The sequence below is a fragment of the Oceanobacillus oncorhynchi genome, assembly GCF_000821065.1.
Classification (GTDB): domain Bacteria; phylum Bacillota; class Bacilli; order Bacillales; family Amphibacillaceae; genus Oceanobacillus; species Oceanobacillus oncorhynchi.
This window is the reverse complement of the sequence record NZ_CDGG01000001.1, coordinates 1,393,283-1,405,853: the sequence shown is the minus strand read 5'-3', so window position 1 is coordinate 1,405,853 and position 12,571 is coordinate 1,393,283. Positions and strand designations below refer to the sequence as shown.

Sequence of the window (12,571 nt, the reverse complement as noted above, 5' to 3'; positions counted from 1 at the left end):
TTACCCTTTTTTCTTGCTGCTCTTTCCTTTTCACCTCACAAAATCTCCAAATTCTAGGCGTTCACACAATCATCCCGCGAAACATATATTTATAGAAGATATTCAAGAACAGTTTTTTGAGAAAGGAAGGAAGAAGAAAATGAGAAAGCTTGCTTGTTTCATTCTATTGATTTGTTCTCTGCTTCTCATTAGTGCCTGTAATGAAAATAAAATGACCCAGATAGACCTTGCAGAAGTCACACGATCTATTTTTTATGCACCGCAATATGTTGCTTTAGAAAAAGGCTTTTTCGAAGAAGAAGGACTGGAGGTTGATTTGCAAACAACATGGGGCGGCGATACGACAATGACAGCACTGTTATCTGACAGCGCAGATATTGCGCTGGTCGGCTCAGAAACATCTATCTATGTCTATGCTCAGGATTCCAGGGATTACGCCGTGAACTTTGCCCAGCTGACTCAGACAGACGGCACATTTTTAGTAGCCAAGGATGCAGATGAAGAATTTAATTGGGAGGATTTACGCGACAGCCATTTTCTCGGCCAGCGTGTCGGCGGAATGCCCCAGATGGTTGGAGAGTATGTTTTGAAGCAGCATGATATCAACCCTCAAGAAGATTTAAATTTAGTTCAGAATATTGATTTTGCAAATATTCCAGGCGCTTTTGCCAGCGGCGATTATGAGTATGTGCAGTTATTTGAACCAACCGCAAGTATTTTTGAAGCGAATGGCCAGGGTGAGATTGTCGCCTCTTTCGGAGAAGAATCCGGGCAAGTGCCGTACACTGTCTTCATGGCAAAGCAAAGCTTTTTAGATGAAGAAGAGGAAACGGTCGAAGCATTTACCAGAGCAATCTATAAAGCACAGCAATGGGTGCAGGAAACAGATTCGTTAGAAATTGCCGAAGTGGTAGAGCCATATTTTGAAGATACCGATGTAGAAATGCTCGCGAATGCCATCGACCGTTATAAACAGCAGGGATCCTTTGCGACATCTCCACTGCTGAAAGAGGATGCCTGGGAAAACCTAAAAGATATTATGGATGAAGCTGGAGAACTCCCTGGAGACGCTCCCTATGAAGATCTCGTCAACACAGAGTATGCAGAGCGGATTATCGGGGAATAAAGGAGGCCAACAATGTCTTATCTTACATTAGACCGGGTATCTCATTACTACTTCTCCAAAAAACAATATACAGAAGCGCTGCACAATATCTCTTTCTCTGTGAAAAAGAATGAATTCATTTCATTGCTCGGACCAAGCGGCTGTGGTAAATCTACGCTGCTCTCTCTTATCTCTGGAATGCTGCAACCTGCTGAAGGCAATATTTTAGTGAACGGTAAGAAAATAGAGGGAAGCGATTTAGAAATCGGTTACATGCTCCAGCAGGATTATCTGTTTCCCTGGAAAAATATTATTGATAATGTGCTCATTGGACCCAGAATCAGAAAACGGCAGCCAGAGGATTTAAAGCAAAGAGCAATTGCCCTTTTGGAAGAAGTCGGTCTAGAAAATGTCGCAGATAAATACCCTAATGAATTATCAGGAGGGATGCGGCAGCGGGCGGCATTAATCAGAACACTTATCACAGAGCCGGAAATTCTCTTACTGGATGAACCCTTTTCTGCTCTGGATTTTCAGACAAAGCTAAAACTGGAAGTATTGGTAGCTGATTTATTAAAAGCTTATCAAAAAACAGCGATTCTGGTAACACATGATATTGGGGAAGCTATTTCAATGAGCGACCGGATTATTCTGATGTCTTCGCATCCCGGTGCAATTGAAAAAGTATATGACGTGCCTGTTGAATTACGAAATGAATCACCGTTTATGGCAAGAAAGCATCCAAAATACAGCCGGCTTTTCGATAAAATCTGGGCGGACTTAGACCAGCAAAAAGATACAGTAAAGCCTCTAGAGGAGGATGCTTATGAACGGCCCTAAGTTATTTGCACTCTATCAGCAAAAATTAAAAAAAGAGGCTAAGATTGTACTGACCTGGCAGCTGTCTATTTTAATTTTATTTTTTGCTCTCTGGGAGACAGCCAGCAGGTTTTACTGGATAGATCCGCTGCTCTTCAGCTCGCCCAGCCGGGTATTCAGCTCGATATGGAGCCGGCTCTTAGAGGGATCCTTACTCAGTCATATTCAGATTACGCTGCTTGAAACCATCCTCGGCTTTTTGATCGGCACAATTGCCGGGATTATCATTGCTTCTATGCTCTGGAGCTTTCATCGTTTTGCGAAAGTCATGGATCCTTATCTGGTAGTTTTTAACGCGATGCCAAAAGTGGCTCTCGGCCCGATACTCATCGTAGCACTTGGTCCCGGCTATTTATCCATCATTGCGATGGGATTTATTATTTCTGTTATTGTTACCACCCTTGTTGTATTTGCGGCTTTCAACGAGGTAGACCAAAATTATTTAAAAGTGTTGCGGAGCTTTGAAGCAACAAAATGGCAATGCTTTAAAGAAGCGGTTTTTCCTGCCTCCTTACCAGCTATTATCTCCACCTTAAAGGTGAATGTCGGGCTATCCTGGGTAGGAGTTATTGTCGGGGAATATTTAGTTTCCAAACAGGGGTTAGGATATTTAATTATTTACGGCTTTCAGGTATTTGATTTTACGCTTGTTATGTCCAGCCTTGTCATCATCGCTATCCTTGCGGCGATTATGTACAAAACCGTAGAAAAAATAGAGCAGATGCTGATCCGAAAATAGCAGCCAGCGCTCAGCTGACTGCTATTTTTATACATACGATTTTTTTATCCGGAGCAAACAGGATTCCAGTACAGTATCCTTCATAATAAAACTAAAATCCGTTTTCCTTTTTACATTCGCCGGGATATTCTTTAGGAATACCGGACCTTTCGTTTCATAATAAGTAGATTGCGGAATCAATTCATCAATTTCCGCATAGTAGACATTCTTAATGACTGTTTCATAACGCCCGTCCACTTTATACTGTCCAATGTAATGGAGCTTGTTTACCGTTGCCCCTGTTTCCTCCATAACTTCCCGGACAGCTGCCTGCTCTGCTGTCTCTCCAGGTTCGACCTTCCCTCCAGGAAATTCAATTCCTCTTTCCTTGTGATCCGTTAACAGCCATCTATCTTTATATCTGCAAATCACCCATACATGCTTAGGGCTTTTTGAAAATGGATGATCTAAAAAAGATAATTGTACCGTATTATTGTAAAAATCCTTAAAAACGTTCACTACTTCCACTACTTTCCCACAGGGCTGTTATCACTTATAGCTTATATCTTGAATTTTCCAGCCGTTTTGAAATGCCATCTCCACCACAAGAGTGTAACTCCCTACCATGTCATTTTCATTTTCCTGTACTACTTGTACAGAATGATTTGATATATTTATCATATCATATTCATTTTCTTCTTGAAACCATGGCTCCGTTTGTGTCGGGATAACATAAACGCCTTCCGCTTCAGCCCGGAAGTAATAGTCAACAAAGGCTGCGGCTAATTCTGGTGTAACATATGCTTCAAAAGCTTCTGTAAGCTCCTGTTCTGTTGCATAATGCTTCAGCTTATACGAATCATCCGCATCCTGCTTCAATGTATCTTCTAACCCATTCATAACGCGAATAACTTCATCCTGATCCGGCTGCATTTCTTCTGCTTCTGCAGATGCATCAATCTGATTGTTTCCTTCGCCAGCAGACTCTCCAGGTACAGTGATAGATAAAATAACGGCTGTCATCATTGTAAAACAAAGAATTAAAGCGAGCTTTCTCATCTACAAGCACTCCCTCTTCTTATCTATGTTTCCTGTCTAAACAAAACCTGTTTTTACTGATGAAAAATTCTTTATTTCTGATTTTCCATACACTATACTGTACCTTTTTATTATATCATCTAAACATTTTCATACCAAAGTACTTTTTTACCTACTCTTCATCCAATATTCCCATAGTCCGAATATGGTTCTTCGTATTTTCATCCCCCAGATCATATAACGCTTGATACACTCCTGCCATCGTTTCATCATAGACATCATTGGCAGTGTCCAAATGGTAGGGCACAAAAGGGATATGTGAACGTTTATAGCTGTCAAAACTCGCTTCATGCAGTCCTTCAAATTTTCTGCGCAGCATTAATATCTCTTCTGCCGTCGCATAAATCACAAAATCATCATTTCCCTGATACGGAATCCGGGAAATCTCACCTTGTCCAATACTGATAAAATATTTTTGTTTATCCAATATCATCACCTCACGATTATATTCTCCGCAAAAAACGAAAATAATCTCTTAAATATGAAAAAAGCGCATATACCTTTGAAGGTATACACGCCTTTTCAAACTGTTATTACAGATTATCATTATTGTCCGTATTATCCGTACGATTCTGCTGCTCCTGATTAATGGAAGTATTATCAATTGTTCTATCAAATTTCTGCAGATATTTTGCTGCAAAATCTTTTCCTCCCAAACCAAAGGCAAGTCCAAAGGCCAATGCTAATGCGGCCAGCAGCAAGATAAATGCACTATTTACAATAGTTGATGCAATACCTAATTGGGATACAGCCATAAATGCTGCCAGAATCAAAATACTATACTTGGCAAACCCTGCAAGTACACCAGTTGCCGGTCCATTTAACAGATGCAGTAATACTTTTTGCACCATTGAACCGAGTAATAAAGCAATGCCCAAAATAAGCACTGCTGCCAGAACATTTGGCAGATAAGCAGTAATTGCGGTTGCAATTCCTACCAGGAAATCCAACTGAATAATATACAATGCCTGCACCGTTAAGAAGAAAATAATTAAAATCTGTACAACATAGCCGCCAATATAAGATGGTGTCCATTTCGCCTGGTCCACTGCTTTATTATTGCTGACCGTGGAGACAAAACGATTAAATCCTAATTTAGCAAGATAACTGCTGACAAATTCGCCAATCAGTTTACCTAACCAGATGCCAACCAGAATTAAACCAATTGCAATCAAGATATTCGGAATCATCTGCACAACACTGTGCAGCATGCCAATCGCCGGCTCTGTAATCCCTGCTAATTCCAATTGTTCTAAAGCAGAGATGGTAATTGGAATCAGAATAAGAATGAAAACAATGTTTCCGACAAATTTTGCAAAAGATGTCCCTTCAAATAAATTGGACAGCTTTAATTTTTGAATCCATTTCTCTGTACCTGCTGCGTCTAATAAATTCGTTACGACACTGCGGACAATCTTGCCGACAAACCAGCCTACTGCAAAAATAAGTATGGCTGCAGCAAGTTTAGGGATAAAGTTTAAAACAGACGCCAACAGACCGCTAAACGGTTCGGCAACCCCCTGAATATTTAAAGCCTGCAGTACACCAGGAATAAATAGGAGTAAAATAAGATAGAACGCAAATTTCCCGATAGTTTCCGTTGTTTTTCGGATTCCATCCTCAGAATCAGCAACTCCTATTTTGGAAAACAGGCGCTGAATGCGCAGTTTCTTGCTTCCTTCAACAATCATCCATTGGACAACGGTTGCAATGACCCAAGCCAATAGTAAAATTAATGCTGCCTTCACTACTGCCGGTATGAAATTTAAGAATGTTGAGATCAAATCCGATAATGGATTAGCAATCATCGACAGATTAAGAATATTGAAGAACAAAATAAATGCAACAATCAGCAGTATGTAATAAACTGCTTTTGCAATAACCTTTTCTGACTTCACCGGTTCCCCTTTTAACCGGAACCGATTAAATAGCTTATCATCCCAGTTCGTTTTCTTTAACGCTTTTTCTATTACGTTGCTTATCAGTTTAGCAAGCAGCCATACGATAAGAAGAACAATAAGCGCTATAACCACATTTTGGAGTCCAGTCCAAAAGTTTGCTGTAAAATAATCGTTCATAAAGTTTTCCATTGATTTTTGCCCCTTTCTAAACAGTATAGTTAGCGCTACCCGTCATTAAAAAGAGCCAAACCTATTTTATGAAACTGTAAAGAAACAGCAAAAAATTTGTTACAAACTTGCTATGCGCCTATCGATAATTCTTTAATGCCTGACGAACCAGCTTATTTGCAGCATTTCTCGGTAATTGATCCATATAATGAATTTCCTTCGGATGTTTATAACGTGCTAATTTATCCTTTAAGAAAGAAAGAATCTCCTCTTTTGTAATCATTTTGTCCGTAACAACAAAAGCAACCGGAATTTCTCCCCATTCCTTGTCCGTCAAGCCGGTTACCCCCGCTTCCCGAATTCCTTCTATCTGCAGCAATATATTTTCAATTTCTGACGGATAAATATTTTCCCCGCCGGAAATAATTAGATCACTGCGGCGATCAACCACATATAAGAAGCCTTCTTCATCTAAATACCCCACATCGCCTGTTGCCAGCCAGCCATTTAAGAAAGATTTTTCATTCGCTTCTGGTCTATTATAATAACCAGGTGTCACCATTGGCCCCTTAACAAGTATCTCCCCAACTTCATTCGCCTGCTGTCCGCGTATTTTTAATTGCGCCGGAAACAGCGGTTTTCCTGCTGACCCCACTTTTCGAAGTGCGTCTCTCGGACTTAATGTCACAATTTGAGAAGCTGTTTCCGTCATACCATAGGACTGGAATACAGGAATTTGTTTTGCTTTCGTTTGCTGCAGCAGCGATTCTGGGGCTGGCCCTCCTCCGAGAAGCATACAGCGGAAACTCTCCGGATAACTTGATTCCCCCAGATAACTTACCAGGCGCTGCAGCATGACAGTGACAACAGAGGCAATCGTTACTTCCTTATTCATAATCGCATCGTGGACATCTTCCACATCAAATTTTTCCAATAAGTAAATTGGCATGCCGTAAATAATTCCTTTTAACATCGTGGACAATCCGCTCACATGGAATAGCGGGAGTGGAATCAGCCATTTATCGTCATTGTGCTTTCCAAAATTCAAGCTGGAGCTTGTTGCACTCCACCAGTGATTTTCATACGTATGCTGGACAGCCTTCGGAAAACCGGATGTCCCGGACGTATACATCATTGTGAATACATCAGACAGCTCTATCTCTTCCAAAAGCTGCATATGAGGAGAGGCTTTTAACTGATTCAGTTTTTCAAACGTCAGCTGTTTTATTTCTGTCAAAGCCTCCTCCTCTGCTTCTGCAACCAGCAGCGTAACTTCCGCATCTTCCATTTGCTGTTTTCGTTCGAAAGCAGTTAAGCGCATATTTAATAAAACAGCCACTGCACCTAAATAACTGCAAGCATGAATGGTCTCTATCATTTCGATGCTGTTGCCTGAAAGCACCGCCACATGATCACCTTTTGTTACATCAGCGGCAGCAAGCTTTCTTGCTTTTTCCCGGCTGTTTTCAGCCAGCTGGCTAAACGTCACGGTAGTGCCATCTTTCCATTCTACGGCTGTTTCATCGGGGGATAAATCGGCTTGTTTATCAAGCCAATGGGGAATAACTGTACTCATTTTACTTCCTCCGTCGTTATTAAAATATATTCCTTCCCTTGCGAAAAGAAACCTTTGCGTAATCTGCAAAGGTTTCTTCCATACTGACTTAAGGGAATCTAGGGAACTGTTTGAAGTTCGGCTTTCTTTTTTCTTTAAACGCGTCTCTGCCTTCTTTTGCTTCATCTGTTGTGTAGTAAAGAAGGGTTGCATCCCCGCCAAGCTGCTGCAGTCCTGCTAAGCCATCCGTATCAGCATTAAAGGATGCTTTCAGGAAGCGTAATGCCATTGGCGATTTTTCTAAGATTTCTTCACACCATTGTAAGGTTTCTTCTTCTAATTTTTCCAAAGGTACCACGGTGTTTACCAATCCCATTTCATATGCTTCTTCCGCATTATATTGACGGCACAGGTACCAGATTTCACGTGCACGCTTGTGTCCTACTAAGCGGGCTAAATAGCCTGCACCATAGCCTGCATCGAAGCTGCCCACTTTTGGTCCGGTTTGTCCAAAGATTGCATTATCTGCAGCAATCGTTAAGTCACAAACTACATGAAGCACGTGTCCGCCTCCGATTGCATATCCAGAAACCATTGCAACTACCGGCTTCGGAATGGTACGGATCAAGCGCTGCAGATCAAGTACATTTAAACGCGGAACTTCATCGCCGCCAACATAGCCGCCATGACCGCGGACAGACTGGTCTCCGCCGGAACAAAATGCTTTATCTCCTTCTCCAGCTAACACAATCACGCCGATGGAGGAATCGTCTCTTGCATCTGTAAAAGCCTCAATCATTTCTTTTACGGTATTTGGTGTAAAGGCATTACGTTTTTCAGGACGATTAATCGTTACTTTTGCAATCCCGTTGTATTTTTCATAAATTATTTCTTCAAAGTTCTTCACTTTTTGCCATTCTACTGTCATGTTAATGACTCCTTTCAAGCGCAAGGCTTATGACGTAATATGATTTTCATTTAAGAACACATTTACCATTTTACCAAAGTTTCGCGATTTTTCCACATGAACAGCATGACCGGCTTTCGGACAAAGCATGAATGCTGCCTGTGGAATTGCTTTTTGCATCATTTGATTTATGGCGACAAATTTCTCGTCCTCTTCGCCGGCAATCAATAAAGTCGGTTTCGCAAGCTCTGATAATTGCCCCCACCAGGAGGGCTGAGTACCTGTTCCCATCGCCTGCAGAGACATCGCCAAGCCTTCCTCCTTTTGAGAAAGACGTTCATTACGGATATTCCGCTGCACATGATCCGGCAGCTGTTTTTGAGTGGCGAATAAAGGAAGCTCCTGCCATGTATCTACAAATGCTTCGATGCCATTTTCTAAAATACGCTGTGCCAGCTGCTCATCCTTTTCTTTCCTTTCACGACGGGCAGCTTCCTCTTTTAATCCTGGAGAGGCACTCTCTAATATAAGAGAAGCAATATACTCCGGATAATACATTGCAAAGCTGAGTGCGGTTCTTCCTCCCATAGAATAGCCGACGACATGCGCTTTTTTTATTCCTAATGTATCTAAAAGCTCCGCAAGCAGGGTACAGCAATCTTTCATCGAAGAAATGGTACTGTCTGCCTCTCCATGCCCCGGCAAATCCACTAAAATACATTGATAGCCGGATAAATACGAGCAAGTCTCGCGCCAGGTCTCGCGTGTTCCGGTAAATCCATGTAAAAACAGCACAGGTTCTCCTTCACCGATGATTTCGTATGGTAAACCCGCTGGACTCATTGCCATCCCTCTTTTATCTCTGCCATAACACGATTCCATTTCTCCCGGTGCCAAACAGCATTTTCATCACGATCTGTTTTCACTTCAATGATGGATAAGCCGGATTGCTGATAACTTTGCTCCAGCTGTTCCTTTAAAGCACGCTCTGTTGAAACAACCTGATAAGCTGCACCATATAACGCTCCGGCTTTTTCAAAAGGCAAGTCAACCGGCGTGCCAAAAAGTGCTTCAAAATGCTTCTTATCATTAGCCTGTGGAAGAAAAGAAAAAATTCCTCCACCGTTATTATTTACTAATACAATAGTGATTGGGAGCTGGTATTGTTTTGCCGCCAGCAGCCCATTCATATCATGGAAAAAGGAGAGGTCTCCAATCAGCAGGGTAACCCGCTGGCCAGCTGCTGCTGCACCAACAGCACTTGAAATCACACCATCAATCCCATTAGCTCCCCGATTGCAAAGGATGGAAACAGCCTTCGAAGACACCATAAAAAAGCTATCCACATCACGGACAGCCATACTGTTTCCGACATATAATGTTGTCTGGTCAGGAATAACCGCTGCTATTCCGCGGGCGGCTTCTCCCTCTGTTACCTGCGTTTCTTCTCCAGATAATAAATGATTCTTAGCAATTTGATTATAATGCAGCCATTCATCCAGCCATGCTGCAGTTGAAAGCTTATCCGGCGCTTTTTCAATCAGCTGGCTGCATAGTTGTCTTGGGTCAGCATAGATATAAGCTGTATCATTGCCGGTCGGGTCACGGAAGCCTTCATTCTCTTCTACAACAAACTGCGGAATATGGCTATGCTCTTTGACATAAAACAAATATGCTTTCGATACCGGCATCGCTCCGAAGCGGATAATATAATCCGGCTGCAGCCGCTCACGGATTTCCGAATCTCGTAAGAACGCATCGTACCCTTCGATGACATGAGTTTTGTCATGTTCCCCTGTCCGCAGCTGTGATAAAGGATCAGCCAGAACAGGCAGATTCCAAACTTGAGCCAGTTCGCATACACGCTCTGCGAAATTTACATTCATCTCTGGTCCGCACACGAGGAGCCCTTTTCGAGAAGAACCAAAAAGAGCCGTAAGTTCCTGTATTTGTTCTTCGCCTAAATACTTCATGCCTTCCATTCTATTTATGCGGGCAGTAGATTTCTCTTTTTCAGCACCCCAAATATCAGGAAGGGTGAAATCTGGCGTGAGCGGTTCTCTAAAGGGAAAGTTTACTTGAACAGGCCCTTTATTCCCCTGCTCTGTAAAGGCAAAAGCCTGCGCTGCTTTTTGACGCGCATAACGCAGCATTGGCGGCGTTCCTTCCGGGGTCGCCATCTCATGAAACCATTTGACATAATCTCCATACATTTTTATTTGCTCAATGGCTTGCGGAGCCCCGACCTGACGTAATTCATGCGGACGGTCCGCTGTCAAAACGAGCAGGGGCACTCTGCTGTAAAAAGCCTCTACCACAGCCGGATAATAATTTGCAGCAGCCGTTCCTGATGTACATACCAGTGCTACCGGCCGATTTGATTTTTTCGCTAATCCCAATGCAAAAAAGGCTGCTGACCTTTCATCGATAACAATCCATTCTTTGATAGATGGATGCTCTCTAAACACCAGCGCCAGCGGAGTGGACCTGGAGCCGGGAGAAATAACAACATCCGTCATCCCATTCCTCGCCAGCTCGTCAATAAAGTTTGCAGTATAACGTGTTAAGCTTTCTGTATAATTCATTTCTCTAATCCACTCCTAAAACAGATAACATCGGCATCAATTTAATATTAGTCTCTTCATATTCACTTTCCGGAATCGAATCCTCGACAATTCCGCACCCTGCAAACAGGGAAGCTTCGTCCTTTTGGATAAGTGCGGAACGTAAGGCGACAGCAAATTCTCCATGATTATTACTGTCCATCCAGCCAATAGGTGCTCCGTACCAGCCCCGGTCCAATAATTCATTTTCCCGGATAAACGCTAACGCTTCCTGTCTCGGCGTTCCGCCAAGAGCAGGCGTCGGATGCAGACCGCTGATAATGGAAAAAATACGATGGTTTTTTTTCAGTTTTGCACGCACCGGCGTATATAAATGTTGAAGTGTTTTATATTGATGCACAGCCGGTTCAAACGGAACATTAACATCTGTACAGTAAGCCTCCATCGTATTGCGGATCATCTGCACGACATAATCATGCTCCTCGCGGTTTTTTGGGTCTCTAAACAGATTATCAGCGATTTGCTCGTCCTCTTCCATTGTCTCTCCGCGTGGTGCTGTACCGGCTAAACAGGTAGAAAGTACTTCGTCATCTTTCACTTTAACGAGACGCTCCGGCGTTGCTCCAAGGAAACAATCCTCTCCCATTTCATAGCCAAACACATAGGTATTTGGCTGCGTATCTACAAGACGCTTGAGAATGTCGGGAATGTTTGCTGATTGATTAAAATGCAGCCGTACCTCTCTTGCCAGCACAATTTTATCAACTGCCGTATTTTTCATCACATCTGTAGCCTTTTTAATTGTTTCCTTCCATTGTTCCGGATCAATCTCTGTTTTACGTTGAATGTGCAATACATATCCATCCCTCTTATTCTCTGCATTATTCAGCAGGGTCTGACGATGGTCTTGTAATTGCTCCAATACACCAGCATACGTTTCGTCTGTGCAGATGAAGCGATTTAGGGTAAGGTAATAATTCCCTTCTGCATGAGTTAGAATATAATTTGGAATAGAAAAATGACTGCAGGGAAAGTTTTCCCACAGCTTTGTCTGGGGCTTTAACGGGTCAAAAGAAAAACCTCCAAGTGCGACAACCCCAGTACCTGAAACATGATAGGGGTTATAAATAACAGCATCACTTAATAAAGCATGCCATTCCTGCTCCACTTGTTCATAGCGAGATGGAGAATCTTTAGCAGATAATTCAAAAGCATGCCCCGCCCCCGCCATTTGAAAATCTTCATTTGCACTGGACCAAAATGTACGAGGAAGCTTTAAATCAGCCGCTTTTTCTAAAAATCTATATAAATTAACTGGATTTATTTTTTCCGTATAACTAAACAGTTTGTTTTTTTGATCTGTATGAACGGACTGTATAGCAGCTTCCAATTCAGCAGTAAACTGTTTTTCTTTTACTTCGATCATGTTGATAAACCTCCGTAATAGGTACGTGTTCAAGAATCACAAAAGAGATAACCTCTTTTTTATTATACTTCTTGAACATCCTTTCATAAGTTGGACAGGTATTTTTTATCCTCTCCTATTTTATGCCCTTTTCGTTACTTTCTCAAGAAAAGCCTACTAATTCGTTTAAATCTGCTATACTTTTCTCATTTTCCATCCATAACTGTCTGTTCCTCCCGCAAAATAGGTTTGACACGTCTCTGTCCCTTAT

At 42.1% G+C, this 12,571-nt stretch carries 12 protein-coding genes; 3 read left to right on the top strand and 9 right to left on the bottom strand.

The window, feature by feature from the left end; translation table 11 throughout:
* Nucleotides 1-139 precede the first annotated feature (139 nt).
* From BN997_RS06470 to BN997_RS06460, 3 genes are read left to right on the top strand one after another with little or no spacing between them, the layout of a single operon-like run.
* The gene (locus tag BN997_RS06470) at nucleotides 140-1,126 is read left to right on the top strand and encodes an ABC transporter substrate-binding protein (protein ID WP_042530702.1); all 987 of its coding nucleotides are present in this window, start codon (nucleotides 140-142) and stop codon (nucleotides 1,124-1,126) included.
* 12 nt (nucleotides 1,127-1,138) lie between these two features.
* On the top strand, nucleotides 1,139-1,945 hold the full coding sequence (locus BN997_RS06465) for an ABC transporter ATP-binding protein (protein ID WP_042530700.1): 807 nt from the start codon (nucleotides 1,139-1,141) through the stop codon (nucleotides 1,943-1,945).
* Nucleotides 1,932-2,723: an ABC transporter permease gene (locus BN997_RS06460; protein ID WP_139089033.1), complete on the top strand. Its 792-nt coding sequence runs from the start codon at nucleotides 1,932-1,934 to the stop codon at nucleotides 2,721-2,723. Before BN997_RS06465 ends, BN997_RS06460 begins: the two co-directional genes overlap by 14 nt.
* A 27-nt stretch (nucleotides 2,724-2,750) precedes the next feature.
* On the opposite strand, the gene ytkD is transcribed toward BN997_RS06460, so the two are convergent.
* The 9 genes from ytkD to BN997_RS06415 all read right to left on the bottom strand — a co-directional run bounded on the left by ytkD (nucleotide 2,751) and on the right by BN997_RS06415 (nucleotide 12,321).
* Nucleotides 2,751-3,221, bottom strand: coding sequence for an RNA deprotection pyrophosphohydrolase (gene ytkD, locus BN997_RS06455; RefSeq protein WP_042535859.1), 471 nt, complete (start codon nucleotides 3,219-3,221; stop codon nucleotides 2,751-2,753).
* Nucleotides 3,222-3,251: 30 nt separating this feature from the next.
* Nucleotides 3,252-3,761 carry a hypothetical protein gene (locus BN997_RS06450; protein ID WP_052484935.1) on the bottom strand — a complete coding sequence of 170 codons (510 nt, stop codon included), beginning with the start codon at nucleotides 3,759-3,761 and terminating at the stop codon, nucleotides 3,252-3,254.
* Nucleotides 3,762-3,912: 151 nt separating this feature from the next.
* Nucleotides 3,913-4,227 carry a hypothetical protein gene (locus BN997_RS06445; RefSeq protein ID WP_042530696.1) on the bottom strand — a complete coding sequence of 105 codons (315 nt, stop codon included), beginning with the start codon at nucleotides 4,225-4,227 and terminating at the stop codon, nucleotides 3,913-3,915.
* Nucleotides 4,228-4,333: 106 nt separating this feature from the next.
* The gene (locus BN997_RS06440; RefSeq protein WP_052484934.1) at nucleotides 4,334-5,890 is read right to left on the bottom strand and encodes a mechanosensitive ion channel; all 1,557 of its coding nucleotides are present in this window, start codon (nucleotides 5,888-5,890) and stop codon (nucleotides 4,334-4,336) included.
* Nucleotides 5,891-6,008: 118 nt separating this feature from the next.
* Complete coding sequence (locus BN997_RS06435; RefSeq protein ID WP_042530694.1) at nucleotides 6,009-7,445, bottom strand: o-succinylbenzoate--CoA ligase; 1,437 nt, start codon at nucleotides 7,443-7,445, stop codon at nucleotides 6,009-6,011.
* A gap of 88 nt (nucleotides 7,446-7,533) precedes the next feature.
* Entirely contained in the window at nucleotides 7,534-8,352 is an 819-nt protein-coding gene (gene menB / locus BN997_RS06430; protein WP_042530692.1) for a 1,4-dihydroxy-2-naphthoyl-CoA synthase, read from the bottom strand.
* A gap of 27 nt (nucleotides 8,353-8,379) precedes the next feature.
* Entirely contained in the window at nucleotides 8,380-9,174 is a 795-nt protein-coding gene (gene menH / locus BN997_RS06425; protein ID WP_042530690.1) for a 2-succinyl-6-hydroxy-2,4-cyclohexadiene-1-carboxylate synthase, read from the bottom strand.
* Nucleotides 9,171-10,916, bottom strand: a complete 1,746-nt coding sequence (gene menD / locus BN997_RS06420) for a 2-succinyl-5-enolpyruvyl-6-hydroxy-3-cyclohexene-1-carboxylic-acid synthase (protein ID WP_042530689.1) — start codon at nucleotides 10,914-10,916, stop codon at nucleotides 9,171-9,173. The genes menH and menD overlap by 4 nt, the downstream gene beginning before the upstream one ends.
* 4 nt (nucleotides 10,917-10,920) lie before the next feature.
* Nucleotides 10,921-12,321: an isochorismate synthase gene (locus BN997_RS06415; RefSeq protein WP_042530686.1), complete on the bottom strand. Its 1,401-nt coding sequence runs from the start codon at nucleotides 12,319-12,321 to the stop codon at nucleotides 10,921-10,923.
* Nucleotides 12,322-12,571: the final 250 nt, after the last annotated feature.